Origin of the sequence: Burkholderia sp. E168m15 (genome assembly GCF_016586105.1) — a bacterium.
GTDB lineage: Bacteria > Pseudomonadota > Gammaproteobacteria > Burkholderiales > Burkholderiaceae > Burkholderia > Burkholderia orbicola.
Genome location: NZ_BCPO01000071.1, coordinates 1 through 26,135 on the forward strand (window position 1 = coordinate 1; position 26,135 = coordinate 26,135).

Below are 26,135 nucleotides of genomic sequence, written 5' to 3' on the forward strand. Positions count from 1 at the left end.
GTTTCGACGTAGCGGCGGATCGCGTCGGCCGCGCCCTTGCGGATCTCGCGGCCGGGCAGGTCGACGCCGCTCATCCGCGTCTGCGCGGAAAAACCGAGGAACGTCGCGTGCAGTTGCGCCATGTCGCGCTGGCGGATGTTGAAGCGCTCCTTCGCGAGCACGACAATGCTGCGCCCTTCCGGCGTTTCGTCCGCGAGCGACGACAGTTGCGCGGCATCGGCCAGTGCTTCCTCGGTCACGCCCGGCGCCGGCACGAACGTCGACGCCTGGCGGTTGCCGAGCGTGATCGTGCCGGTCTTGTCGAGCAGCAGCACGTCGACGTCGCCGGCCGCTTCCACCGCGCGGCCCGACGTCGCGATCACGTTCGCCTGCATCATCCGGCTCATCCCGGCCACGCCGATCGCGGACAGCAACCCGCCGATCGTCGTCGGGATCAGGCACACGAGCAGCGCGACGAGCGCGGTGATCGTCACCACGTGGCCGGCCTTCATCGCGTCGACCGAGAACATCGAGAACGGCAGCAGCGTCGCGGTCGCGAGCAGCATCACGATCGTCAGCGCGACGAGCAGGATCGTCAGCGCGACCTCGTTCGGCGTCTTCTTGCGCTTCGCGCCTTCGACCATCGCGATCATCCGGTCGAGAAACGCCTCGCCGGGGTTCGCGGTGACCTTGACGACGATCCAGTCGGACAGCACGCGCGTGCCGCCCGTCACCGACGAGAAATCGCCGCCCGATTCGCGGATCACCGGCGCGGATTCGCCGGTGATCGCCGACTCGTCGACCGACGCGACGCCGTCGACGACCTCGCCGTCGGCCGGGATCACGTCGCCGGTCTCGACCAGCACCACGTCGCCCTTGCGCAGGTCGGACGCGGTCGTGATGCGGATCGGCGACTTCGGATGCGGCTCGTTCAGCTTCTTCGCCATCACGTCCTTCTTCGCGCTGCGCAGCGACGCGGCCTGCGCCTTCGAGCGCCCTTCGGCGAGCGCTTCGGCGAAGTTCGCGAACAGCACGGTGAACCACAGCCACAGCGTGACCGCGAGGATGAAGCCCGCGGGCGCCTCGGCCTGGCCGGCGAGCGCGGCGATCCACAGGATCGTGGTGAGGATGCTGCCGACGTACACGCAGAACATCACCGGGTTGCGGAACTGCGTGCGCGGCGTGAGTTTCTTGAACGAATCCACGATCGCCGGGCGCAGCAGCGCCGGATCGAACATGGACCGTGTTGCGGAATGTTGAGTCATTGCGATCTCTTCAAGCTCTTCAGTCTTTTCAATGTGTCGCCATGCGGGCGCGCGTCACGCGCCCAGCCACATCATCAGGTGCTCGACACCCGGGCCGAGCGCGAGCGCCGGCACGTAGGTCAGCGCGCCCACCAGCAGCACGGTGCCGAGCAGCAGCACGACGAACAGCGGGCCGTGGGTCGGCAGCGTGCCGCTCGTCACCGCGATGCGCTTCTTCGCGGCGAGCGAGCCTGCGATCGCCAGCACCGGCACGATCGTGCCGAAGCGGCCGAACCACATCGCGATCGCGGTCATCCAGTTGTAGAACGGCGTGCCGACCGTCAGGCCCGCGAACGCGCTGCCGTTGTTGTTCGCGGCCGAGCTGAACGCATAGAGGATTTCCGAGAAGCCGTGCGGGCCCGGGTTCGCGATGCCGGCCTTGCCCGCGTCCGCCAGCACCGCGATCGACGTGCCGACCAGCACGAGCAGCGGCGTGAGCAGCACGACGATCGACACCATCTTCATCTCGTACGATTCGATCTTCTTGCCGACGTATTCCGGCGTGCGGCCGATCATCAGGCCGGCGACGAACACCGCGAGCAGCGCGAACACGAGCATCCCGTAGAGGCCCGAGCCGACCCCGCCGAAGACCACCTCGCCGAGCTGCATCAGCAGCATCGGCACGAGGCCGCCGACCGGCGTCAGCGAATCGTGCATCGCGTCGACCGCACCGCACGACGCGGCCGTCGTCGCGACCGTGAAGATGCCGGTCTGCGCGATCCCGAAGCGGGTTTCTTTGCCCTCCATGTTGCCGCCCGGCTGCAGCGCGCCGGCCGACTGGTCGACGTGCAGCGCGGCGAGCGTCGGGTTGCCGGCCTGCTCGGCGCTCACCTCGACGCCGGTCGCGACCGCGAACGCGACCGTCATCGCCGCGAGCACCGCGATGCCCTGCCGGCGGTCGCCGATCATGCGGCCGAATACCAGGCACAGCGCGGCCGGGATGATCAGGATCGCGAAGATCTCGATGAAGTTCGCGAACGGCGTCGGGTTCTCGTACGGGTGCGCGGAGTTCGCGTTGAAGAAGCCGCCGCCGTTGGTGCCGAGCATCTTGATCGCTTCCTGGGAAGCTACCGGCCCCATCGCGAGCGTCTGCTTCGTGAGCGGGGTCGGCACCGTGACGGCGTTACCCTTGTCGTCCTTCACCGGGTTGCCCTGCGCGTCGAGCTTCGGCGCCGCATACGTGCTCGCCTGCAACACCGGCACGTCCTGGTACGCCTTCATGTTCTGCAGCACGCCCTGGCTCATCAGCAGCGCGGCGACGAGCGCCGCCATCGGCACGAGCACGTACAGCGTCACGCGCGTGAGATCGACCCAGAAGTTGCCGATCGTCTGCGCGGTGTGGCGCGCGAAGCCGCGGATCAGCGCGATCACGACGACGATGCCGGTCGCCGCCGACAGGAAGTTCTGCACCGTCAGGCCGAGCATCTGCGACAGATAGCTGACGGTCTGCTCGGGCGTGTAGTCCTGCCAGTTCGTGTTGGCGACGAAACTGACGGCCGTGTTGAACGCGCCGTCGGGCGTCATCGCGCCGAACTGCTGCGGGTTGCCGGGCAGGAAGCCCTGCAGGCGCAGCAGCGCATAAAGGAACAGCACGCCGAGCGCGTTGAATGCAATCGTCGCGACCGTGTACTGCTTCCAGTTCATTTCGGTGCCCGCGTCGACGCCGGCGATGCGGTACAGCGCGCGTTCGAGCGGCCCGAACACGCGCACGACGCGCGAGCTGCCGTCCATCACCGCGCTCAGGTAGCGCGCGACCGGTACGGCCGCCGCCAGCAGCACGACGATGAACAGCCCCATCTGCAACAGGTTGTTCGCGTTCATTCGATGTCCTCCGCGCGCAGCAGCGCAAAGACGAGATACGCGAACAGCAGGGCCGTCGAGGCGCCCGCCAGCCAAAGCATCCAGGTCATGCCCGCCCCCCGCGACCGTATTGCACGAGCTTGTCGCAACCGGCAAGCAAACCGAGGATCAGCGCGGTGAAGAGCACCAGTGCGCCGATGAAAACCCCATCCATTTTTTGTTCTCCGTCGTCGAAATCGGACGACTAGAACCTTATGGGAACGCGCGTAAAGGGCGGGTCAAAGGTATCGGGGCGGGTGTAAAAAACGCGTAAACGCGTACAGCGGGAACAGTGGACGGGACGTCGGACAGGCCGGAAGACAGGAGGCAGGACGGGCGGCCCGCCGGCGCCGCCCGGGATGTGCCGGCGTGACGCCGGCACGAGAAAGGATGCGTCAGGGAACCAGGATCGTCGAGCCGGTGGTCTTGCGTGCTTCGAGATCGGCATGCGCGCGGCCGACTTCGGCAAGCGGATAGCGCTGGTTGATGCTCGTCTTCACCTTGCCCGACAGGATCACGTCGAACAGCTCGGCGGCCGCGGCTTCGAGATCGGCGCGCTTCGCGATGTACGAGAACAGCGTCGGTCGCGTGAAGAACAGCGAGCCGCGCGACGAGAATTCCTTCGAGTCGATCGGCGGCAGCGGCCCCGACGCATTGCCGAAGCTGACGAAGTAGCCGAGCGGCGCGAGGCTGTCGAGCGAGCCGATATAGGTGTCCTTGCCGATCGAATCGTAGACGACCGGCACGCCCGCGCCGTTCGTGATCTCTTTCACGCGCTGCGTGAAGTTCTCGCGCGTGTAGACGATCGGATGATCGCAGCCGTGCGCCTTCGCGAGCTCGGCCTTCTCGTCGGAGCCGACCGTACCGATCACGGTCGCGCCGAGCGCCTTTGCCCACTGGCACACGAGCAAGCCCACGCCGCCGGCCGCCGCATGGATCAGGATCGTGTCGCCGGCCTTCACCGGGTACGTGCGGCGCAGCAGATAGTGCGCGGTCAGGCCCTGCAGCATCACCGATGCCGCGTCGTCGTAGCTGATGCCGTCCGGCAGCTTCACGACGCGCTCGGCCGGCATCACGCGCTCCTGCGCATACGCGCCGGGCGGCTGGCCGACGTAGGCGACACGGTCGCCGGCCTTGAACGCGGTCACGCCGTCGCCGACGGCCGTCACCTCGCCCGCCGCCTCCATCCCGAGGCCGGCCGGCAGCTGTTGCGGATACAGGCCCGTGCGGAAATACACGTCGATGTAGTTGAGCCCGACCGCGTGCTGCCGGATGCGGACTTCGCCCGCCTTCGGCGCGCCGACCTCGACATCGACCCACTTCATCACGTCCGGGCCGCCCGGCTGGTCGTAACGGATTGCTTTCGGCATCGTTTTGCTCCTCTTCTGTCTGTCAGTCAGGGAAATCCGGGGCGCCGATGCGCGCGCCGCACCGATTCGTGCGAGTGCCGGCAGGCGCGCGTGGCGACGCACGATTCTCGCGCGTCGGCACCGTTCGTGCATGGCCCTGCCGCCGGCAGGGACAATCGGCCGATGCCCGCGCCTAGCAAACGTCCTGCATGTTCCGCGCCAGATCGTCGAGCAGCATCCGCGCGGTCGCGACGTTGGTCGCGACCGGCACGTCGTGCACGTCGCATGCGCGCACCAACGCCGTGATGTCGGGGTCGTGCGGCTGTGCGGTCATCGGGTCGCGCAGGAACACGACGATGTCGACGCGGCCGTCGGCGAGTTCCGCACCGATCTGCAGGTCGCCGCCGAGCGGCCCCGACAGCTTGCGCTCGACCTCGAGCCCGTGCGCGGCGGCGATACGGCCGCCCGTCGTGCCGGTCGCGACCAGCCGGCATTGCGCGAGCGTCTCGCGATACTGGCCCGCGAGCGCGACGATCTCGTCCTTCTTCGCGTCGTGCGCAATCAGTGCGATGCGGGGTTTGCTCATCTCCAGTTCCTTCGTCGTTCGGTTGTTGTCGTCGTGAAGCGAAAAGCGCGGGTCAGAACGTACCCGGATACGCGCCGCCGTCGAGCAACCAGTTCTGCCCGGTAATGTAGCCGGCGTGCACGCTGCACAGGAACGCGCAGGCCGCGCCGAACTCGGCGCGCGTGCCGAGGCGCCCGGCCGGGATGTCCCTGGTGCGCCGCGCGCGCATCTCGTCGACCGTCACGCCCTGCGCCTGCGCCGACGCGGCGAGCGTGGTCGCGATCCGGTCGGTGTCGAACAGCCCCGGCAGCAGGTTGTTGATCGTCACGCCCTGCCCCGCGACCTTGCGCGACAGCCCCGCGACGAAGCCGGTCAGCCCCGAGCGGGCGCCGTTCGACAGCGCGAGCACGTCGATCGGCGCCTTCACGGCCGAACTCGTGATGTTGACGATCCGGCCGAAGCCGCGGCCGATCATCCCGTCGAGGGTCGCGCGGATCAGCTCGATCGGCGTCAGCATGTTCGACTCGAGCGCACGGATCCAGTCGCCGTGCGAGAAGTCGCGGAAGTCGCCGGGCGGCGGGCCGCCGGCATTCGTCACGAGAATGTCCGGCTGCGGGCACGCGGCGAGCGCGGCCGCGCGGCCGTCCGGCGTCGTGATGTCGCACGCGACCGCCGTGACCGACACGTTCGCGCCGGCGCGGATCTCTTCCGCGGTTTCCTCCAGTGTGTCGCGCGTGCGCGCGACGATCACGAGGTTCACGCCCTCGGCGGCCAGCGCTTCCGCGCAGCCGCGCCCGAGGCCCTTGCTGGCCGCGCACACGAGCGCGGTCTTTCCTTCGATGCCGAGATCCATCGTCGTTTCCCTGGTGGCGCGCGTGCCGGCACGGGCCCGCGTGGCCGCCGGCGGCGGGCAAACGGGCGTGCGCGGCACGCGGATTGTCGTGAGACGTCGATAATATCCGGATCGCGCGGCGCGCCTTGGTAAAATTGCGGCCATGAGCGGCGGCCGGCTCATGGCCGCCGCCGCCCCCGATCCCCTTTTGCCGCCAAGGCACCCCGTCATGAAACAGGACAGCCGTTTCCCGAACCTCTTCATCACCGATCACCCGCTGATCCAGCACAAGCTCACGCACATGCGCGACAAGGACACGTCCACGCGCACGTTCCGCGAACTGCTGCGCGAGATCACGCTGCTGATGGGCTATGAGATCACCCGCAACCTGCCGATCACGACCAAGCGGGTCGAAACCCCGCTGGTGGCGGTCGACGCGCCGGTGATCGCCGGCAAGAAGCTCGCGATCGTGCCCGTGCTGCGCGCGGGCATCGGGATGTCGGACGGCCTGCTCGACCTGGTGCCGTCCGCGCGCGTCGGCCACATCGGCGTGTACCGCGCCGAGGACCACCGTCCGGTCGAATACCTGGTGCGCCTGCCGGACCTGGAAGACCGCATCTTCATCCTGTGCGACCCGATGGTCGCGACCGGCTATTCGGCCGTGCATGCGGTCGACGTGCTCAAGCGCCGCAACGTGCCGGCCGCGAACATCATGTTCGTCGCGCTGGTCGCCGCGCCCGAGGGCGTGCAGGTGTTCCAGGACGCGCACCCCGACGTGAAGCTGTTCGTCGCGTCGCTCGACTCGCATCTGAACGAACACGCGTACATCGTGCCGGGCCTGGGCGACGCCGGCGACCGCCTGTTCGGCACCAAGAACTGAGCGCACCGGGCGTCGGGCGCCGCCATGCCGCGCGTCCCGGCGCGCCGCGACGGCCGCCCCGGCCGTTCGGCCATGCGCGGCGGCCCCGAAGCGGCGGTCGCCGCGTGATAAAATCACGATCCACTCGACACGCGCGGCCCCGCGGCTTCATGCCCGCCGAAACGGCCGCCGATTCAACGACACACTGAAACAATCGCCCGCGCTGCGCGCCCGGGCACGGAGAAAGGTATGGCTGGTCATTCGAAATGGGCCAACATCAAGCATAAGAAGGCTGCGGCCGACGCGAAGCGCGGCAAGATCTGGACCCGCCTGATCAAGGAAATCCAGGTCGCGGCGCGCCTCGGCGGCGGCGACGTCAACTCGAACCCGCGCCTGCGTCTCGCGGTCGACAAGGCAGCCGACGCGAACATGCCGAAGGACAACGTCAAGCGTGCGATCGATCGCGGCGTCGGCGGCGCGGACGGCGCGAACTACGAAGAAATCCGTTACGAAGGCTACGGCATCAGCGGCGCGGCGATCATCGTCGACACGCTGACCGACAATCGCACCCGCACGGTCGCGGAAGTGCGCCACGCATTCTCGAAGTTCGGCGGGAACATGGGCACCGACGGCTCCGTCGCGTTCATGTTCGATCACGTCGGCCAGTTCCTGTTCGCGCCCGGCACGTCGGAAGACGCGCTGATGGAAGCCGCGCTCGAAGCCGGCGCGAACGACGTGAACACGAACGACGACGGCTCGATCGAGGTGCTGTGCGACTGGCAGGCGTTTTCCGCGGTGAAGGACGCGCTCGAAGCCGCCGGCTTCAAGGCCGAACTCGCCGAAGTGACGATGAAGCCGCAGAACGAAGTCGAATTCACCGGCGACGACGCGGCGAAGATGCAGAAGCTCCTGGACGCGCTCGAGAACCTCGACGACGTGCAGGACGTGTATACAAACGCCGTCATCGTCGAGGAATGAGATGCCGGCCGCCGCGCGCAGCGTTGCGACGGCGGCCCGACCGATTTCGCGGCCGGCGCGCCTGAGCGTGCCGGCCGCCCTGTTTTCTAGTCTGCGGGGAATCCCATGAAACTACTCGTCGTCGGTTCCGGCGGCCGCGAACATGCGCTGGCGTGGAAGCTCGCGCAATCGCCGCGCGTCCAGATGGTCTACGTCGCGCCCGGCAATGGCGGCACGGCGCAGGACGAGCGTCTGAAGAACGTCGACATCACGGCGCTCGACGAACTCGCCGATTTCGCGGAGCGCGAAGGCGTCGCGTTCACGCTCGTCGGGCCGGAAGCGCCGCTCGCGGCCGGCATCGTCAACCTGTTCCGCGCACGCGGCCTGAAGGTATTCGGCCCGACCCGCGAAGCCGCGCAGCTCGAAAGCTCGAAGGATTTCGCGAAGGCGTTCATGAAGCGCCACAACATTCCGACCGCCGACTACGAAACCTTCTCCGATGCGGCCGCCGCCCACGCGTACATCGACGCGAAGGGCGCGCCGATCGTCGTGAAGGCCGACGGCCTCGCGGCCGGCAAGGGCGTCGTCGTCGCGATGACGCTCGAAGAAGCGCATGCGGCCGTCGACATGATGCTGTCGGGCAACAAGCTCGGCGATGCCGGCGCGCGCGTCGTGATCGAGGAATTCCTCGATGGCGAGGAAGCCAGCTTCATCGTGATGGTCGACGGCAAGCACGCGCTGGCGCTGGCTTCCAGCCAGGACCACAAGCGCCTGCTCGACGAGGATCGCGGCCCGAACACCGGCGGCATGGGCGCGTATTCGCCCGCGCCGATCGTCACGCCGCAGATGCATGCACGCGTGATGCGCGAGATCATCATGCCAACCGTGCGCGGGATGGAGAAGGACGGCATCCGCTTCACGGGCTTCCTGTACGCGGGCCTGATGATCGACAAGGACGGCAATCCGCGCACGCTCGAGTTCAACTGCCGGATGGGCGACCCGGAAACGCAGCCGATCATGGCGCGCCTGAAGAGCGATTTCTCGAAGGTCGTCGAGCAGGCGATCGCAGGCACGCTCGACACGGTCGAGCTCGACTGGGATCGCCGCACCGCGCTGGGCGTCGTGCTCGCCGCGCACGGCTACCCGGACGCGCCGCGCAAGGGCGACCGCATCAACGGCATCCCGGCCGAAACCGAACAGGCCGTGACGTTCCATGCGGGCACGACGCTCGCCGACGGCGACAAGCTCGTGACGTCGGGCGGTCGCGTGCTGTGCGTGGTCGGCCTCGCCGATTCGGTGCGCGAAGCGCAGCAGCATGCGTACGACACGATCAACCAGATCAATTTCGAAGGCATGCAGTACCGCCGCGACATCGGCTTTCGCGCGCTCAACCGCAAGAGCACGTGACGTCGCAATCGCCGCCCCGCGCCCGCGCGGCGGCGGCCCCTCTGCCGGGGTTCGATAGAATGCCCGGCAGATGCTTTTTTTACGGCCCCCGCGTCAGGCGGGGGCCGCCAGTCCAGACATGACCGATTCGACCTACGACGTGGCGCGTGTGCGCACGTACCTCCAGAGCCTGCAGACCCGGATCGCCGACGCGCTCGGCGCGCTCGACGGCACGCCGCTCGCGACCGACACGTGGCAGCGCGGGCCGGCCGAACGCCTGCGCGGCGGCGGCTGCACGCGGATTCTCGAAGGCGGCCGCGTGTTCGAACGCGCGGGAATCGGCTTTTCCGACGTCGCGGGCGACGCGCTGCCGCCGTCGGCGAGCGCGGCGCGCCCGCAGCTCGCGGGCCGCGGCTTCGAGGCGCTCGGCGTGTCGCTGGTGCTGCACCCGCGCAATCCGTACTGCCCGACCGTCCACATGAACGTGCGGATGCTGATCGCGACGAAACCGGGCGAGGCGCCCGTGTTCTGGTTCGGCGGCGGCATGGATCTGACACCGGTTTACGGCTTCGAGGACGACGCGCGGCATTTCCACCAGACCTGCAAGGACGCGCTCGACCCGTTCGGCGCCGAGCTCTACCCGCGCTTCAAGCAATGGTGCGACGAATATTTCTTCCTGAAGCACCGCAACGAGACGCGCGGCATCGGCGGGATCTTCTTCGACGACTTCTCGGAGCCCGGTTTCGAACGCTCGTTTGACCTGATGCAAAGCGTCGGCGATGCGTTCCTGAACGCTTACCTGCCGATCGTCGAGCGCCGCACCGAGCTGCCGTACGGCGAGCGCGAGCGCGACTTCCAGGCCTACCGCCGCGGCCGCTACGTCGAATTCAACCTCGTGTTCGACCGCGGCACGCTGTTCGGCCTGCAAAGCGGCGGCCGGACCGAGTCGATCCTGATGTCGATGCCGCCGGTCGCGAACTGGCGCTACAACTGGCAACCCGAGCCGGGTTCGCCGGAAGCGCGCCTCTATAGCGACTTCCTCGTGCCGCGCGACTGGGTCTGAGCCCGCGCGTGCCGCTGCCCCAACGAAAGGACGCGTTTCTGGACACCACCGCCCGCCCCGCCCCGCTGCCGCGTCGTATCGGCTTGCTGGGCGGTACCTTCGACCCGATCCACGACGGCCATCTCGCGCTCGCGCGCCGGTTCGCCGAACTGCTCGACCTGACCGAACTCGTGCTGCTGCCCGCCGGGCAGCCGTACCAGAAGCGCGACGTGTCGGCCGCCGAGCACCGGCTCGCGATGACGCGCGCGGCGGCGGATTCGCTTGTGCTGCCGGGCGTGACCGTGACCGTCGCCACCGACGAGATCGAGCACACCGGCCCGACCTACACGGTCGAGACGCTCGCGCGCTGGCGCGAGCGGATCGGCCCGGATGCATCGCTGTCGCTGCTGATCGGCGCCGACCAGCTCGTGCGCCTCGATACGTGGCGCGACTGGCGCACGCTGTTCGACTACGCGCACATCGGCGTGTCGACGCGCCCGGGCTTCGAGCTCGGCGCGGCGCCGCCGGACGTCGCGCGGGAAATCGCCGCGCGGCAGGCCGGCGCCGACGTGCTCAAGGCCACGCCGGCAGGCCGCCTGCTGATCGATACGACCCTTTCGTTCGACATCGCCGCGACCGACATCCGCGCGCACCTGCGCGAATGCATCGCACGCCATGCGCAAATGCCCCACGCATCGGCCGAACATGTGCCGGCCGCCGTATGGGCCTATATTCTTCAACATCGCCTCTACCATTCCTGAATCCATGGATATTCGCAAACTGCAGCGCGTGATCGTCGACGCCCTCGAAGACGTCAAGGCGCAAGACATCAAGGTGTTCAACACCAGCCACCTGACCGAACTGTTCGACCGCGTGGTCGTCGCCTCGGGCACCTCCAACCGCCAGACCAAGGCGCTCGCGTCGAACGTGCGCGACAAGGTCAAGGAAGCCGGCGGCGACGTCGTCAGCTCCGAAGGCGAGGACACCGGCGAATGGGTGCTGGTCGACTGCGGCGACGCGGTCGTGCACATCCTGCAACCGGCGCTGCGCCAGTACTACAACCTCGAGGAAATCTGGGGCGACAAGCCCGTGCGGATGAAGCTGGGCGGCGGCAAGGGCAATGGCTTCGCCACGGCGAGCGAAGACGACGAGGAAGAGGAAGAAGCGCCCGCACGCCCGGCGCGCAAGACGGCCGCCCGCCGCCGTTGAGCCGTCACGCGTCTGTCGATGAAGCTTTTCATCCTCGCGGTCGGTCACAAGATGCCCGGCTGGATCGCATCCGGCTTCGACGAATACACGAAGCGGATGCCGCCCGAACTGCGCATCGAGTTGCGCGAAATCAAGCCTGAACTGCGTTCGGGCGGCCGCAGCGCCGAAAGCGTGATGGCCGCCGAGCGGCAGAAGATCGAGGCCGCGCTGCCGAAGGGCGCGCGCCTCGTCGCGCTCGACGAGCGCGGCCGCGACTGGACCACGATGCAGCTCGCGCAGGCGCTGCCCGGCTGGCAGCAGGACGGCCGCGACGTCGCGTTCGTGATCGGCGGCGCCGACGGGCTCGATCCGGACCTGAAAGCACGCGCCGACGTGCTGCTGCGCATCTCGAGCATGACGCTGCCGCACGGCATGGTGCGCGTGCTGCTCGCCGAACAGCTTTACCGGGCGTGGAGCATCACGCAGAATCACCCCTACCACCGCGCATGACGTGTCGTCCTCGAGACGCGCGCCGGGCGCGCTCAACGAGATAACGACACCATGCCGTCCAGCACGTCCCCCGCGCTTTTCCCGATCCTTTACCTCGCTTCGCAAAGCCCCCGCCGCCAGGAGCTGCTGCTGCAGATCGGCGTACGCTTCGAGCTGCTGCTGCCGCGCCCCGACGAGGACGCCGAGGCGCTCGAAGCCGAACTGCCCGGCGAAGCCGCCGACGCGTACGTGCGGCGCGTGACCGTCGCGAAGGCCGAGGCCGCGCGTGCGCGTCTCGTCGCGAGCGGCAAACCGGCCGCGCCGGTGCTCGTTGCGGACACCACGGTGACGATCGACGGCGCGATCCTCGGCAAGCCGGCCGACGCCGACGATGCGCTCGCGATGCTCACCCGCCTCGCGGGCCGCGAACACGAAGTCCTGACCGCCGTCGCCGTGATCGGTGCCGACGGCGAACTGCTGCCGCCCGCGCTGTCGCGCTCGTCGGTACGCTTTTCGAACGCACCGCGCGACGCATACGTGCGCTACGTCGAAACCGGCGAGCCGTTCGGCAAGGCCGGCGCGTACGCGATCCAGGGCCGCGCGGCCGAATTCATCGAGCGAATCGACGGGTCCCATTCAGGTATCATGGGTCTGCCCCTTTTTGAGACTGCCGCGCTGCTGCGTACCGCACGCGTCGCCTTCTGAACCGCACCATGAACGAAGAAATCCTGATCAACCTCACGCCGCAGGAAACGCGCGTCGCACTCGTCCAGCAAGGTGCGGTGCAGGAGCTTCACGTCGAGCGCACGCTGTCGCGCGGGCGGGTCGGCAACATCTATCTCGGCAAGGTCGTGCGCGTGCTGCCCGGCATGCAGTCGGCGTTCATCGACATCGGCCTCGAACGCGCGGCGTTCCTGCACGTCGCCGACATCTGGCATCCGCGCCTCGCGGGCGAGCCGCAGTCGGGCGCGCCGCACCAGCCGATCGAGAAGATCGTGTTCGAGGGCCAGACGCTGATGGTCCAGGTGATCAAGGACCCGATCGGCACGAAGGGCGCGCGGCTGTCGACGCAGGTCAGTATCGCGGGGCGCACGCTCGTCTACCTGCCGCAGGAGCCGCATATCGGCATCTCGCAGAAAATCGAGAGCGAGGCCGAGCGCGAGGCCGTGCGCGCGCGCCTGACGGCCGTGATCCCGCCGGACGAGAAAGGCGGCTACATCGTGCGCACGATCGCCGAGGATGCGACCTCCGACGAACTGGCCGGCGACGTCACGTACCTGCGCAAGACCTGGGCGACGATCGTCGCACAAGCGCAGCGTCTACCGGCGACGAGTCTGCTGTATCAGGATCTCGATCTCGCGCAGCGCGTGCTGCGCGATTTCGCGAACGACGACACGACGCGCATCCAGGTCGACTCGCGCGAGACGTACCAGCGCCTGTCGGAATTCGCGGGCGAATTCACGCCGGCCGTGAGCCCGAAGCTGCATCACTACACGGGCGAGCGGCCGCTGTTCGACCTGTACAACATCGAGACGGAGATCCAGCGCGCGCTGTCGCGCCGCGTCGACCTGAAGTCGGGCGGTTACCTGATGATCGACCAGACCGAGGCGATGACGACGATCGACGTGAACACGGGCGGCTATGTCGGCGCGCGCAACTTCGACGACACGATCTTCAAGACCAACCTCGAGGCCGCGCATACGATCGCGCGGCAACTGCGGCTGCGCAACCTCGGCGGGATCATCATCATCGACTTCATCGACATGGAGAACGCCGAGCATCGCGACGCGGTGCTGTCCGAGCTGAAGAAGGCGCTGTCGCGCGACCGCACGCGCGTGACGGTCAACGGTTTCTCGCAGCTCGGGCTCGTCGAGATGACCCGCAAACGCACGCGCGAATCGCTCGCGCACGTGCTGTGCGAACCGTGCCCGACCTGCCAGGGCAAGGGCCAGGTGAAGACGTCGCGCACCGTGTGCTACGACATCCTGCGCGAAATCCTGCGCGAGTCGCGGCAGTTCAATCCACGTGAGTTTCGCGTGATCGCCGCGCAGCAGGTGATCGACCTTTTCCTCGACGAGGAGTCGCAGCATCTGGCGATGCTGATCGACTTCATCGGCAAGCCGGTGTCGCTGCAGGTGGAGTCGAATCTGAGCCAGGAGCAGTACGATATCGTGCTGATGTAACCTTCCGCCCATCCGCCGCCGGCATCGCCGCGCGGCGCCCCGATGCGGCGTCCGGGCCGTTCGCGCATGCCGCGCCGGCGCCGGCCGCCGCCCTTTCATTGACCCTTTTCGCATTCACCACACACCATGAGCCAAGGCCACAACCGCCGCCAGCGCAAGAAACTCCACATCGGCGAATTCCAGGAACTCTCGTTCAACGCCACCGCGCATTACCGCAATGAAATGACCGACCTCGAGCGCGGCCAGTTGATCGATGCGTTCATCGACTTCGTCGAAGCGAACGGGCTGCTGACCGTCGCGTCCGCGGACGAAGGCATCGGCGCGTACGTGATCTCCGGCGCGCCGCGCGGCACGACGACCGACGCCGACCGCGAACTCGTGCGCGGGTGGCTGGCCGCCCGTCCGGAACTGAAGGACGTCCAGGTCAGCGAATTCGCCGACGCGTGGTATCCGGACGCCTAATTTTCCGGTTTCACGCTGTTTCAGACAGCAGCCGCGCCTGCGCCGCGTCCGCCGAATGGCCATGATTGCGGCAGGCGTTGCGGCGCGGTTGCCGCGGTCCGCGGGCCTCGGCTCGTTGAGCCAGGGGCCCCGCGGCAGCGGCGCCGGCGCCCGCATCGTCGTCGATCAGGCACCGCAGCCGGGCCTCCAACCCGCGTCCGATCCCTTCCTTTTCCCGACGGTCGGCCTGCAACAGGCCATCGAAGTCGGTCCTGAAAGCAAGACACGTTAAACTCTCACCTCGCGTGGTGCGCCGCCCGCACCCGCCATCCATCGCCAGCCGCGTGCCCTCGGGCCGCCCCCGACCCATGGAGTGAGTGTCAATGAGCGGCGGACTCCCGTTTCCCGCATCCCGCAAGTCGTTGCCGTCGTCGACGGTCTTCCTGATTCTCGCCGTCGCCGCGCTGCTGTCCGGCTGCGGGCTACTGCCTGTCCAGAACCCGCCCGCGCCGATCAGCGAGGCGCTCGTCGAGCCTGTCGAGGAGACCGCCGGCGAGCCGCTGACGATGCCGCCGGTGCCCGCGCCGACGCAACCGGAGGAACCGGAAGCGCCGAAGAAGCCGCACCGCGAGGTGACGCGGCCGAAGCCCGTGCAGCGTCCCGAATCGCCGACCCCGCCGCCGCCTCCGCCCCCGCCGATCGTCGCGACGCGCTCGCTCGACCGCACCCAGATCCACGCGCTGCTCGACAGCGAGGTCGCGCGCCGCAACGGCAAGGTCGTCGGCCGCGCGGTCGACATGGTGGTCGACGCGAGCGGCAAGCCGCGCGAGATGATCGTCAACCTGCAAGGCTTCATGGGCATCGGCGACCGCAAGGTCATCTTCCCGTGGAACGTGTTCCGCTTCACGCCGGGCGGCAAACAGGAGCCGATCGTGCTCGACGTGCCGTCGGGCGACCTGCCGCCGTCCGCGCGGCCGAAGGCCGTGCCGCTGTCGGGCTCGGCCGCGGCGTCGCCGGCGACGCGACTGCCGATGCTCGACAGCGACGTCGAGCGCCCGAACGGCACGAAGATCGGCCGCATCGTCGACGTGCTGATCGACCGCGGCGCCCAGCCGCAGGCCGTCGTGCTCGACCTCGGCGGGCTCGTCAATACCGACCGCCGCTCGATCGCCGCGAGCTGGGGCGCGCTGCGCTTCGTCACGCGCGACAAGGCGCTGCACCCGCAGCTCGACCTGAACGACGCCCAGATCAAGGCCTCGCCGCCGTACGCGGCCGACAAGCCGATCGTCGCGGTCTTCCCGCCCGTTGCCCCGGCCGCACCGGCCTCGTCTGCGAGTGCTACCCGATGACGATCAAGCATTCCGTCAGCGTGCGCAGTCTCCGGGCCCTCGACTGGCTCAACTTTTTCGTTGCAAACGTTCAAACCGGGTTCGGTCCGTTCATCGCGTCCTACCTCGCGTCGCACAAGTGGACGCAGGGCGAGATCGGCATGGTGCTGTCGATCGGCACGATCAGCGCGATGGTCAGCCAGGTGCCGGGCGGCGCGGCCGTCGATGCGCTGAAGAACAAGAAAGGCGCGGCCGCGTGGGCGATCGCGGCCATCATCCTGTCCGCGGTTCTGCTCGCGTCCAGCCCGACGATCGTGCCGGTGATCGCCGCCGAGGTGTTCCACGGCTTTGCAAGCTGCATGCTGGTGCCGGCGATGGCCGCGATCTCGTTCTCGCTCGTCGGTCGCGCCGACCTCGGCGACCGGCTCGGCCGCAACGCGCGCTGGGCGTCGATCGGCAGTGCGGTCGCGGCGGGCCTGATGGGGCTCACCGGCGAATACTTCTCCGCGCGCGCGGTGTTCTGGCTGACCGCCGTGCTGGCGCTGCCCGCGCTGTTCGCGCTCGCGATGATCCAGCCGACGCACCAGGTGATTCCGCAGTCGTCGAAGCCTGACGAGCTCGACGAAGCCGGCGAGCGCGAAACGCTGCTCGAACTGCTGCGCGACCGCCGGATGCTGATCTTCGCGGCCTGCGTCGTGCTGTTCCACCTGTCGAACGCCGCGATGCTGAACCTCGCGGCCGGCGAAGTCACGGCCGGGATGGGCGAGAACGTGCAGCTCGTGATCGCCGCGTGCATCATCGTGCCGCAGGCGATCGTCGCGATGCTGTCGCCGTGGGTCGGCCGCTCCGCGCAGCGCTGGGGGCGCCGGCCGATCCTGCTGCTCGGCTTCTCCGCGCTGCCGGTGCGCGCGCTGCTGTTCGCCGGCGTCAGCAGCCCGTACCTGCTCGTGCCGGTGCAGATGCTCGACGGCATCAGCGCGGCCGTGTTCGGCGTGATGCTGCCGCTGATCGCGGCCGACGTCGCGGGCGGCAAGGGCCGCTACAACCTGTGTATCGGGCTGTTCGGGCTCGCGGCCGGGATCGGCGCGACGCTCAGCACGGCCGTGGCCGGCTACGTCGCCGACCACTTCGGCAACGCGGTCAGTTTCTTCGGGCTCGCGGCCGCCGGCGCGCTCGCGGTGCTGCTGGTCTGGCTCGTGATGCCCGAAACGCGCGTCGAGAACGGCGATGCGACGGCCGACGAACCGGCGGCCGCGTCGCCCGAACAGGCGCATTGACGGCGGCGCGCCGCCCGCTACCCGCTTCTTGGCCGATGCACGATGGATACGATCAGGACTCTCAACGAAGCCCGCCAGCAGATCCAGCAGTCGATCTTCGATCTGTTCAAGGGGTTGTCATTCAGCGAACGGCTCGCGCAAGGCGGCCTGATGGCGCTGCAGGCCGTCTGCGGCGCGTGCCTCGCGTATGCGATCGGCCGCGCGATGCATAGCGAGCAGGCCGTGTGGGCGGCGATCACCGCGATCGCCGTCACGCAGCACAACTACTCGGACACGATGTCGCTGTCGCGCGACCAGTTCATCGGCGCGATGGTCGGCGGCCTCCTCGGCTTCGCCGGCGCGGCGCTGGGCGGCGATCGCCTCGTCGCGTATGCGATCACGGTCGCGGTCGTGATCGTCTGCTGCTGGTGCCTGAACATCGGCAGCGCCGCGCGGCTCGGCGGCGTGACCGCGACGATCGTGCTGCTGTTTCCGGGCAACGGCCCGCTGTGGGACGTTCCGCTGATCCGGTTCGGCGAAGTGACGCTCGGCACGGTGTGCGCGCTGGGTGTGTGCTGGGTGATGTCGAGAATCGAGCGGCGCTGGTTCCGCCGCGCGGCGGCAAAGTGACGCGGCGCCGGGCGACGCGCCCGGCAGCCGGATGAACGTTCGGAAAGCGGCGTCACGGTGATGGACCGGGTGACGGACCGCGCGACGGCCCCGGTTACGGACCGACCCGCAGCACGATGCCCGAGCCGATCTGCACGAGCAGGTAGTCGCCGCCGACACCGACCCAGTGATAGCCGCGCGGCGGCGGACTCAGGCGGTAGCCGCGCCAGTCGTCGACCACGTACTGACGATCGCGGAATTCGTCCGGCAGCCGGTCGCCCTTATGCCAGTCGCGGCGCGGCCCGTCGGCCCAGCGCGGCGGTACGTCGTCGTCGCGATGCTTCGCCTGCCCGGGCGGCACGTGTTTCGGGCCATGGCCGCGCTGCATGCCGTGGCCGCCGCGGTCATCGCGATTGTCGTGGTTGCCGTGATCCTGCGCCATCGCCGCGGTGGCGGCGCAGCCGGCCGCGATCCATGCGGCCAGCATCATGCCGTGCATCCTCTTCATTGTCCTTCCCTCCGTGGTATCACGTCGAACAAGAAACGACCGGGACTGCCCGATGAAGACTAGCACACGGCATCGCGGCCGCATGAGCGCGCGTCACGCCGCCTGCTGCTGGTACTGGATCCGGTGCAGGTGCGCGTAGAGGCCGCCGTGGCGCAGCAGTTCGTCGTGGCTGCCCTCCTCGACGATCTTGCCGGCCTCGAGCACGAGGATGCGGTCCGCGCGCTCGATCGTCGACAGCCGGTGGGCGATCACCAGCGTCGTGCGGCCTTCCATCAACCGCTCGAGCGCAGCCTGCACGTGGCGCTCCGACTCCGAATCGAGCGCCGACGTCGCTTCGTCGAGGATCAGGATCGGCGCGTCCTTGTAGATCGCGCGCGCAATCGCGAGTCGCTGGCGCTGGCCGCCGGACAACCGCATCCCGTTGCCGCCGACCAGCGTATCGAGCCCGTCGGGCATCGCGGCGACCGCATCGGCGAGGTTCGCGGCCTCGAGCGCGGCCTGCACGCGTGCGCGGTCGGGTGTCTGCCCGTAGGCGACGTTCGCGGCGATCGTGTCGTTGAACAGCACGACGTCCTGGCTGACCATCGCCATCTGGCTGCGCAGCGCGTGGAGATCGTAGTCGGACACCGGCACGCCGTCGACCAGGATCGTGCCGTCCGTCGGGTCGAAGAAGCGCGGCAGCAGGTTCACGAGCGTCGTCTTGCCGCTCCCGGACGGGCCGGCCAGCGCGATCATTTCGCCGGGCGCGACCTTGAACGAGATACGGTCGAGCGTCGGCCGTTCGGCCGCGCCGTAGTCGAACGACACGGCGCGGAACTCGATCTCGCCGCGCGCCTGCGACAGCGGCCGCCCGCCGCCCTGCGGCTCGGCCGGCTCGTCGATCAGCCCGAAGATCAGCTCGGCGGCCGTCATCCCGCGCTGCAGCGGCTGGTTGACGTCGATCAGGTGCTTGAGCGGCGAGATCACCAGCAGCATCGACGTGACGAACGCGACGAAACCGCCGACCGTCGTCTGGTCGTTCGACGACTGCACGACCGCGATCGTGATCACGACCGCGAGCGCGATCGACGCGAGGAACTGCGTGAGCGGCTGCGCGAGGCCGCCCGAGATCGTCATGCGCATCGCGTAGCCGCGCAGGCGCTTGCTCATCGTCGTGAAGCGGTCCATCTCGTACGCTTCGCCGTTGTGCACCTTGACGACCTTGTAGCCGCCGACCGTCTCCTCGACGATGTACGACAGCTCGTTGGTCAGCGTCTGGTGCTCGCGGTTCAGGCGGCGCAGCCGGCGGTTGATCTTGCTGACGAGCCAGCCGATGCCCGGCAGGATCACCGCGACGATCAGCGTGAGCCGCCAGTTCAGATAGAACAGGTAGCCGAGCAGGAAAATCACCGTCAGCGAATCGCGCACGAGCGTGACCATCACGCCCGTCAGCACCGACAGGATCTGGTTGACCTCGAACACGATCGCGTTGATCACCGTGCTCGCGGTTTCGCGCTGGAAGAACGACGCGCCGGTATGGATCATCCGCTGGAACATCTCGAGCCGCAGCTGCAGCAGGATGCGGTTCGATACGTAGTTGAGCAGGTAATTCGATGTGTACTGCGACACGCCGCGCACCAGCGCGAGCCCGATCACCGCGATCGGCACGTACCATTTCGCGCTGTCGCTGCCGTGCGAGCCGAAGCCGTGGTCGAGCAGCGGCTTGAGCAGGGCCGGGATACCGGCCTCGGTGGCCGCGACGACGCCCATCGTCACCACGGCGAGCACCACGATGCCGATGAGCGGCCGGATGTACGGCCACAGGCGCTTGAGGACCGTCATCGGCGAGGTGCCGGTGCCGTCCATCGGTTTGCGAAGAGTGTTCTGGGTTTCCAAGGCAATCCTTCTTGAGCCGCGATGCGGCGCCCGGCACGTGGCCGCCCGGGTGTGCGCCCCTGTCGGGCGGGTGCCGAAAAGGGCTCAACATTATAGCTGTACCGCCCTCGCCGGCACGGCCGTTGTCGAGACGGCCGCCGGCCGGGCCGCAGGTATACTGCCGCTCACCGTTTTCTCCGCCTTTCCGACGATTTCATGGCTGAACCCACCCTCGGCGTCGCCCTCATCGCCCTCAACGCATCCGCGCGACTCGCGCAGTGTCTCGATGCGCTGTCGTTCGCCGACGATGTCGTCGTCGTCGACGGCGGCAGCACCGACGATACCGTCGCGATCGCGCAGGCGCACGGCGCACGCGTGATCGTCGAGCGCGACTGGCCGGGCTTCGGCCCGCAGAAGAACCGCGCGCTCGACGCGCTCGGCACCGACTGGATCCTGTCGCTCGATACCGACGAAATCGTCACGCCGGAACTCGCGCGCTCGATCCGCGACGCGATCCGCGCGCCGGCCGCGCAGGTCTATGCGCTCGACCGGCTGTCGAGCTTCTGCGGCCAGTGGATCCATCACAGCGGCTGGTATCCGGACTGGGTGCCGCGGCTGTTCCGGCGCGGCACCGCGCGGTTCTCGGACGACCTCGTGCACGAGCGCCTCGTGTTCGATACGGCCGCGCAGCGCCTGGCCGGCAAGCTGATGCACTACTCGTACGAGGATTTCGAAACGGTCGTGCGCAAGCTCGACGCGTATTCGACGGCCGGCGCGCGCCAGCGCCGCGCGGCCGGTCAGCGCGGCGGCTTCGGCAAGGCGCTCGGCCGCGGCGCGTGGGCGTTCGTGCGCACTTACGTGCTGCGGCGCGGGTTCCTCGACGGTCGCGCGGGCTTCATGATCGCGGTGTTCAACGCGGAAACCGTGTACTACCGCTTCCTGAAGCTCGGTCACGAACCGGTACGCTAGGGCCTGTTCACGCCAATAACGGGCTTGCGAACGTGCCCTGGGCGAGCGCCCGGCGCACGGCCGCCCGGCGTTACAATGCCGGGTTGCGCGCACCGCGCGTACCCGCCCGAGCGGCTGCGCCGCGCGCCACGACGACCACCGATTCCGACCACCATGTTCTCCATCATCATTCCGACCTGGAACAACCTGCCGTACCTCAAGCTCGTCGTCGACAGCCTGCGCCGGCACTCCGCGTACGACCACCAGATCATCGTGCACGTGAACGACGGCTCGGACGGCACGCTCGACTGGGTGCGCCACGAAGGGATCGAGCACACCGCGTCGCCGGCCAACATCGGCATCTGCCATGCGGTCAACCTGGCCGCCGCGCGGGCCACGCGCGACTACGTCGTCTACATGAACGACGACATGTTCTGCTGCCCGGGCTGGGACACGGCGCTCGTGCGCCACATCGAACAGATGCCGACCGACCTGTTCATGCTGTCGGGCACGATGATCGAGCCGGTCGACACGCGCAATCCGTGCGTGGTTGTCAGCAATTTCGGCCGCGACGCCGAGCAATTCGACGCGGCCGGCCTGGTCGCCGCGACCCCGAAGCTGGCACGCCCGGACTGGCTCGGCTCGACCTGGCCGCCGACGCTCGTGCACCGCGACTGGTGGAACCGCATCGGCGGCTACAGCAGCGAGCTGTCGCCGGGCATGAGCAGCGACAACGACTTCTCGATGAAATTCTGGGACGCCGGGTGCCGGATCTTCGTCGGCGTCGGCGACAGCCTCGTGTACCACTTCCAGCAGAAGAGCACCGGCAAGATCGTCAAGAACGACGGCCGCCGCCAGTTCCTGAACAAATGGGGCATGACCCAGGCGACGTTCGACCGCTACTACCTGCATCGCGGCGAGCCGGTCGGCACGCAGATCGCGCTCGATACGCCGGCTGTGGAAGGCCGCCTCAAACGCGCGCTGTTGCGCTCGCGGATCAAGCGCGCATTCAGCTGATCCGGCCCCGAAAACCGCACGGAAAGCCGTCCTGCTTCGCGTATACTGCGCCGTTCGTCCCGGCTCTCTCGCCGGGATGCGCGACGCGGCACGGTGCACGATGTCCGCGAGCCGCATTCGTCCATACGACAGGTTCCGATGCTTTCGTTTTCCGCTCCCGCCACGCGGCGCCTGACCGCCGCCCGCGCCTTCGCCGTCGCCGCGCTCTGCATGGTGCCCGTCTCGACGGCGCTGACCAACGTGTTCTGCGGGCTGTTCGCCGTGGCGCTCGTGATCTCTCCCGAATTCTGGCGCGACCTGCGCTCGTTCGTCACCGACCCGGCTTCGCTCGCGGCACTGCTGATTCTGGCCGCGCTGGCCGTGAGCGTCACCTATACGGTCGCGCCGCATGACAAGGCGTGGAACTGGGTCGCGAAGTACGACAAGCTGTTGCTGCTGCCGTTCGCCGTGCTCGCGTTCCGTCATTCGAACTGGGCGCCGATCGTGCGGCGCTGCTGGTTCGGTACGCTGTGCGTGATTCTGCTGCTGTCGACCACCAACTACCTCGGGCTCACCGCGATCGGGCCGGCGCATGCGACCCAGTTGCCGCTGTCGCGCGCCTGGGTGTTCAAGAACCACATTGCGGCCGGCATGTTCGGCGCGCTGCTCTTCTACCAGGCGGCTGATCTCGCGCTGGCGACCCGCACGCGGCTGTCCCGTGTCGCCTATGCGGGCATCGCCGTGTGGTCGCTCGTCAACGTGTTCGTGATGCTGCAGGGACGCACGGGACAGGTCATCGCGCTGTTGCTGATCCTCGTCGTCGCGATACGTTTCGTGCTGTTGCTGCGCCGGCAGTCCGCACTGCGTGCAGGGCTCGCCGCCGGCACGCTCGTACTGGCGGGCGTCGCGCTCGTGGTGGCTGCATGCACGGTTCACAACGGCCGGCTGACGAAGGTCGTGACGGAAGTGCAGCAATACCGGCAGAGCGATGCGGCCACGTCAACCGGCCTGCGCCTCGAGTGGTACAAGAAGGGGGGCGAACTATATCGCCAGCGCCCCGTGATCGGTTACGGCGCGGGCGGCCTCGAATCCGAATTCGAGAAGCTCACGGCCGGCAAGACGGCCGCCGAAGGCCAGCTCACGTCGAACCCGCACAACGAATATCTGCTGATGGCCGTGCAGCTCGGCACGGTCGGCCTGCTGCTGTTCGTCAACCTGATCGTGCAGATCGCGCGCGGCAGCCGCGCACTCGATCCGCGCTCGCGACACCTGCTGCTCGCGTGGCTCGCGATCTTCGCGATCGGCAGTCTCGCGAATTCGCTGCTGCTGGATTTCGCCGAAGGGCACCTGATCGTGCTGCTGGCCGGCATCCTGCTCGGTTGCGGCGAACGCAGCGAAGCACTGCCGCGCGAAACGTCGGCGATCCGGCGCAGCGTGTAACGCACGCCTGCCTACGTTCCGCGGCCCGCCCACCCGGTTCGGCGGCGGCGGACATCCGCCCCGTCGATGCCTGAGAGCCGCGCGGCGCTCCGCGAAACAAACTCCTGCTGACGAAGAAAGGCGCGGGTCAGTCGGCCCCGGCACGGCGCAGCCGCGACGTGTCGACGATGACGTCGGCCGGACCCGGCGGATTCAGCCCCAACATCTCGGCTGCCGCGGCCTTCACGCGCTGCGCATCCAGATGGACGAGGCAGTCGCTGCGACTGTCGACGTGACGCTCGCAGCCTTCGTGGCGGCACGGCACGCAATCTCCGTCCCCCTGCAGCAGCCACACGTTTGCGTGCCGCCCCGAGCCGCGCAGCGCCCACGGATTCTCGGTCGCAGGCCAGTGCTGCGGCCACGGCCCCCAGCGCACGGGGTCGGACGGCCCGAACAGTGCAATCGTGTCGGTGCCCGTCGCGGCCGCGACGTGCGTCGCGCCGGTGTCGGGCCCGATGAACAGCCGCGCGCGCCGCACGAGCTCCGCGCTCTCGCCGAACGTCAGGCGGCCGACCAGGTTCAACACGTCGCCACCCGCCTCGGTCGCGACCTGCTCCGCATACTCGCGCTCGCGGTCGGCCGGGCCGCCCGACAGCGCGATCGCGAAGCCCTGCTCGCGCAGCCAGCCGATCATTTCGACCCAGCCGTCGAGCCGCCATTGCTTGTAACGGAACATCGGATACGGATGCAGCACGACCAGCGGCTTGCCGGCGCGGATCGCCGGCGACTCGGCGAGCCACGCGTCGAAACGCGCGCGCCGCGCCGGATCATCGCCGATGCCGGGCGCGACGACCTCGGACACCGGCTCGATGCCGAGCACCGGCGCGAGTGCCAGCGTACTGACGACCGTATGGGCAGATTCGTGGTGATTGATCGCGATCCCGTTCAGCATCATCCGCGTCAGCCACGTGACGCGATTCGGGTCGACGAGGCCGACCCGTTTGCGGCCGGCGAACCAGCTATAGAAACGCGGCCGGTCGGAACTCAGCGCCGCGCATGCGAGATCGTAGCGGCGCCACATCGACAGCGCATCGCGTAGCCGCTCGCCAAATCCCGCGCGCTGCGCGACCACGATCACGCGCCGCACGTCCGGATTGTGCTCGAGCACGCCCTCGGTGCCGCGAAACACCAGCATGTCGATCTGCGCGTCCGGCCAGCGGGCCTTCAGCGACCGTACGAGCGGGGTCGTCAACAGTACGTCGCCGATACGGCGCGGCGCGGCAACGAGAATGGTTCTGGGCGGACGGGCGGAAGAAAACAGGGCCACGGCGATCGTCTGGCTGGCTGAACAAGGCTGGCAATGTACAGGATTTTGCAGCAGCCGGCGCGGCGTCGCGCGCCGGCGATGGAAGCGGCCACGATGCGGCCCGATCGTGACGTGTCGCGCGGTACGCGAGCGGGCCGTTCGTGCCGCGCTACGAAGCGATCGTCGCGATCGTGGGCGCCGTGGCGGCGGCCGGCTGCACGCGCGCCGCGGCGGCCGGCGCTTCGTCGCGTTGGCCGGCCTGCGACAGCAGGTGGCGCACCGCACGCTCGACCGCATCGACACCGATCGCATCGACGGTCCGACCCGCGCGCAGGATCACGTGCGGCACGCCTATCGGATGCCAGCGCAGGTATTTCTCGGGACGGTCCTCGAACAGGGCGGCCACCGGTACGCCGAGCGCCGACGCAAGATGGACGGGCGCGCTGTCGGCCGAGACGATTGCATCGAGCAGGCTCGCGGCCGCCACGAGATCGGCGACCGACGACGGCGCGACATGCCGCGCATTCACGTCGCGCCATCCCTCGCCCTCGATGGCCTGACCGATGGCCGGATCGCGAAACACGATCACATCCGCGACGGGGGCAAGCCGCTCGCCGAGGTCGCGCCAGCGGTCGGCGGGCCAGCGGCGCTCGACCGCCTTGTTCGACACGAACAGCCCGACGCGCGGCTTCGTGCGCGCGCCGAGCAGGCGATGCCACGCTTCCTGCCGCGCACGATCGGGATGGACCGACAGTTCGAGACCATCGAGATCGGCGCAGCCGAGTTCGGGCACCAAGCGGAAACCCGACAACGCCTCGTGGCACATCGGCCGCTGCGCGACATGCTCGGGCTTGCGATCGTCGAATTCGGTCTCGGCATCGTGCCAGCGGCAATCCTTCGCGCGAAGCTGGCGCGCGAACTGCATGCTGCTGCGATGCATGCCGCCGTTCGGCACGATCACGAGGTCGAACCGCAAGCGGCGCAGGCGGCGCACGAGTCGCAGCCGGTCGAAGAATGCGCGCATCCGCCCGGGACGGTCGTTGCGCTCGCACTGGCGGCTGTACACGTAGGTGTGGATCGTGTGCACGTCCGGGTTTCCGGCCAGCGCGGCCGCGTTGTAGCGGTTCGCGACCACATGTAGCTCCGCGCCCGGCCAGCGCGCCTTCAGCGCGCGGAGAAACGCCGTCGTGCACAGCATGTCGCCCAGAAAATCAATCCGGATCACGAGGATCCGCTGCGTCGGGTTCCCATTGGCCATGGTCATGTGGTGACAATCCGTTTTTATCGTCGCGGCGGGCCGTTCCACGGCATCCTGATCCGCGGGCCTGCCCTGCCGCAGGTCGCCGCACGCCGCATCGATCCGCCCCTGTTTACGCGCGCACTGCCGGCGCCGCTCGCCGTGCGAACCCGCGGCAGGCGCCGCGTTCGGACGGTTAGCGCGGGATTGTATAGCGTCCGGAGGGCAAGCCCAAGCGCCCGATTACCCTTGGACGACGTC

General features: G+C 68.5%; 27 protein-coding genes. 17 read left to right on the plus strand and 10 right to left on the minus strand.

What is annotated here, in order from left to right:
- The 6 genes from kdpB to JMF86_RS11395 all read right to left on the minus strand — a co-directional run.
- Positions 1-1,244, minus strand: a 1,244-nt coding sequence (kdpB, locus tag JMF86_RS11370; protein ID WP_201316998.1) for a potassium-transporting ATPase subunit KdpB, incomplete at its 3' end; no start/stop codon positions are given.
- Positions 1,245-1,298: 54 nt separating this feature from the next.
- Positions 1,299-3,104 (minus strand): potassium-transporting ATPase subunit KdpA, encoded by a 1,806-nt coding sequence (gene kdpA / locus JMF86_RS11375; protein WP_054928024.1) that lies wholly within the window; start codon positions 3,102-3,104, stop codon positions 1,299-1,301.
- Positions 3,101-3,193: a K(+)-transporting ATPase subunit F gene (kdpF, locus tag JMF86_RS11380; RefSeq protein WP_006752209.1), complete on the minus strand. Its 93-nt coding sequence runs from the start codon at positions 3,191-3,193 to the stop codon at positions 3,101-3,103. The genes kdpA and kdpF overlap by 4 nt, the downstream gene beginning before the upstream one ends.
- Positions 3,194-3,517: 324 nt before the next feature.
- The gene (locus tag JMF86_RS11385; RefSeq protein ID WP_054928025.1) at positions 3,518-4,492 is read right to left on the minus strand and encodes a quinone oxidoreductase; all 975 of its coding nucleotides are present in this window, start codon (positions 4,490-4,492) and stop codon (positions 3,518-3,520) included.
- 172 nt (positions 4,493-4,664) lie between these two features.
- Entirely contained in the window at positions 4,665-5,057 is a 393-nt protein-coding gene (locus JMF86_RS11390) for a methylglyoxal synthase (protein WP_006478230.1), read from the minus strand.
- 52 nt (positions 5,058-5,109) lie between these two features.
- Positions 5,110-5,889, minus strand: coding sequence for an SDR family oxidoreductase (locus JMF86_RS11395; protein ID WP_054928026.1), 780 nt, complete (start codon positions 5,887-5,889; stop codon positions 5,110-5,112).
- Between the two features lie 208 nt (positions 5,890-6,097).
- Between JMF86_RS11395 and upp the strand changes: the two genes are divergently transcribed.
- The 14 genes from upp to JMF86_RS11465 all read left to right on the plus strand — a co-directional run bounded on the left by upp (position 6,098) and on the right by JMF86_RS11465 (position 17,627).
- The gene (gene upp, locus JMF86_RS11400; protein WP_006478229.1) at positions 6,098-6,748 is read left to right on the plus strand and encodes a uracil phosphoribosyltransferase; all 651 of its coding nucleotides are present in this window, start codon (positions 6,098-6,100) and stop codon (positions 6,746-6,748) included.
- Positions 6,749-6,976: 228 nt separating this feature from the next.
- Positions 6,977-7,705, plus strand: coding sequence for a YebC/PmpR family DNA-binding transcriptional regulator (locus JMF86_RS11405; RefSeq protein ID WP_006478227.1), 729 nt, complete (start codon positions 6,977-6,979; stop codon positions 7,703-7,705).
- A gap of 105 nt (positions 7,706-7,810) precedes the next feature.
- Complete coding sequence (gene purD, locus JMF86_RS11410) at positions 7,811-9,091, plus strand: phosphoribosylamine--glycine ligase (RefSeq protein WP_011694339.1); 1,281 nt, start codon at positions 7,811-7,813, stop codon at positions 9,089-9,091.
- A 118-nt stretch (positions 9,092-9,209) separates the two neighbouring features.
- Positions 9,210-10,133 carry an oxygen-dependent coproporphyrinogen oxidase gene (hemF, locus tag JMF86_RS11415; RefSeq protein ID WP_054928027.1) on the plus strand — a complete coding sequence of 308 codons (924 nt, stop codon included), beginning with the start codon at positions 9,210-9,212 and terminating at the stop codon, positions 10,131-10,133.
- An 8-nt stretch (positions 10,134-10,141) separates the two neighbouring features.
- Positions 10,142-10,873 carry a nicotinate-nucleotide adenylyltransferase gene (locus tag JMF86_RS11420; RefSeq protein WP_054928028.1) on the plus strand — a complete coding sequence of 244 codons (732 nt, stop codon included), beginning with the start codon at positions 10,142-10,144 and terminating at the stop codon, positions 10,871-10,873.
- 4 nt (positions 10,874-10,877) lie between these two features.
- A complete protein-coding gene (rsfS, locus tag JMF86_RS11425) occupies positions 10,878-11,321 on the plus strand; it encodes a ribosome silencing factor (RefSeq protein ID WP_006484266.1) in 444 nt (147 codons plus the stop codon).
- Between the two features lie 18 nt (positions 11,322-11,339).
- Positions 11,340-11,810 (plus strand): 23S rRNA (pseudouridine(1915)-N(3))-methyltransferase RlmH, encoded by a 471-nt coding sequence (rlmH, locus tag JMF86_RS11430; protein WP_006478222.1) that lies wholly within the window; start codon positions 11,340-11,342, stop codon positions 11,808-11,810.
- Positions 11,811-11,861: 51 nt separating this feature from the next.
- On the plus strand, positions 11,862-12,494 hold the full coding sequence (locus tag JMF86_RS11435) for a nucleoside triphosphate pyrophosphatase (RefSeq protein ID WP_006478221.1): 633 nt from the start codon (positions 11,862-11,864) through the stop codon (positions 12,492-12,494).
- 8 nt (positions 12,495-12,502) lie between these two features.
- Positions 12,503-13,972, plus strand: coding sequence for a ribonuclease G (gene rng, locus JMF86_RS11440; protein WP_011545847.1), 1,470 nt, complete (start codon positions 12,503-12,505; stop codon positions 13,970-13,972).
- Between the two features lie 126 nt (positions 13,973-14,098).
- A complete protein-coding gene (locus tag JMF86_RS11445) occupies positions 14,099-14,434 on the plus strand; it encodes a YggL family protein (RefSeq protein ID WP_006478219.1) in 336 nt (111 codons plus the stop codon).
- A 55-nt stretch (positions 14,435-14,489) separates the two neighbouring features.
- Positions 14,490-14,705 (plus strand): hypothetical protein, encoded by a 216-nt coding sequence (locus JMF86_RS11450; RefSeq protein ID WP_027806452.1) that lies wholly within the window; start codon positions 14,490-14,492, stop codon positions 14,703-14,705.
- Between the two features lie 91 nt (positions 14,706-14,796).
- Positions 14,797-15,762 carry a PRC-barrel domain-containing protein gene (locus JMF86_RS11455; RefSeq protein WP_054928029.1) on the plus strand — a complete coding sequence of 322 codons (966 nt, stop codon included), beginning with the start codon at positions 14,797-14,799 and terminating at the stop codon, positions 15,760-15,762.
- A complete protein-coding gene (locus JMF86_RS11460) occupies positions 15,759-17,018 on the plus strand; it encodes an MFS transporter (RefSeq protein WP_011545849.1) in 1,260 nt (419 codons plus the stop codon). Before JMF86_RS11455 ends, JMF86_RS11460 begins: the two co-directional genes overlap by 4 nt.
- A gap of 42 nt (positions 17,019-17,060) precedes the next feature.
- Positions 17,061-17,627 carry an aromatic acid exporter family protein gene (locus JMF86_RS11465; RefSeq protein WP_027806451.1) on the plus strand — a complete coding sequence of 189 codons (567 nt, stop codon included), beginning with the start codon at positions 17,061-17,063 and terminating at the stop codon, positions 17,625-17,627.
- 94 nt (positions 17,628-17,721) lie between these two features.
- Here the strand turns inward: JMF86_RS11465 and JMF86_RS11470 are convergent, their stop codons facing one another.
- Together JMF86_RS11470 and msbA are read right to left on the minus strand one after the other, a co-directional pair.
- A complete protein-coding gene (locus JMF86_RS11470) occupies positions 17,722-18,114 on the minus strand; it encodes an RcnB family protein (protein WP_012328932.1) in 393 nt (130 codons plus the stop codon).
- A 93-nt stretch (positions 18,115-18,207) separates the two neighbouring features.
- Positions 18,208-19,959 (minus strand): lipid A export permease/ATP-binding protein MsbA, encoded by a 1,752-nt coding sequence (msbA, locus tag JMF86_RS11475; protein WP_011694340.1) that lies wholly within the window; start codon positions 19,957-19,959, stop codon positions 18,208-18,210.
- Between the two features lie 225 nt (positions 19,960-20,184).
- On the opposite strand from msbA, the gene JMF86_RS11480 reads away from it, so the two are divergent.
- The 3 genes from JMF86_RS11480 to JMF86_RS11490 all read left to right on the plus strand — a co-directional run bounded on the left by JMF86_RS11480 (position 20,185) and on the right by JMF86_RS11490 (position 23,352).
- Complete coding sequence (locus tag JMF86_RS11480; RefSeq protein ID WP_012328934.1) at positions 20,185-20,937, plus strand: glycosyltransferase family 2 protein; 753 nt, start codon at positions 20,185-20,187, stop codon at positions 20,935-20,937.
- A gap of 153 nt (positions 20,938-21,090) precedes the next feature.
- Positions 21,091-21,933 carry a glycosyltransferase family 2 protein gene (locus tag JMF86_RS11485; RefSeq protein WP_054928030.1) on the plus strand — a complete coding sequence of 281 codons (843 nt, stop codon included), beginning with the start codon at positions 21,091-21,093 and terminating at the stop codon, positions 21,931-21,933.
- A 138-nt stretch (positions 21,934-22,071) separates the two neighbouring features.
- Positions 22,072-23,352 carry an O-antigen ligase gene (locus tag JMF86_RS11490; protein WP_054928031.1) on the plus strand — a complete coding sequence of 427 codons (1,281 nt, stop codon included), beginning with the start codon at positions 22,072-22,074 and terminating at the stop codon, positions 23,350-23,352.
- A gap of 127 nt (positions 23,353-23,479) precedes the next feature.
- Here the strand turns inward: JMF86_RS11490 and JMF86_RS11495 are convergent, their stop codons facing one another.
- Positions 23,480-24,658: a glycosyltransferase family 9 protein gene (locus JMF86_RS11495; RefSeq protein WP_054928032.1), complete on the minus strand. Its 1,179-nt coding sequence runs from the start codon at positions 24,656-24,658 to the stop codon at positions 23,480-23,482.
- 148 nt (positions 24,659-24,806) lie between these two features.
- Positions 24,807-25,895 carry a glycosyltransferase family 9 protein gene (locus tag JMF86_RS11500; RefSeq protein ID WP_054928033.1) on the minus strand — a complete coding sequence of 363 codons (1,089 nt, stop codon included), beginning with the start codon at positions 25,893-25,895 and terminating at the stop codon, positions 24,807-24,809.
- Between the last annotated feature and the right edge of the window lie 240 nt (positions 25,896-26,135).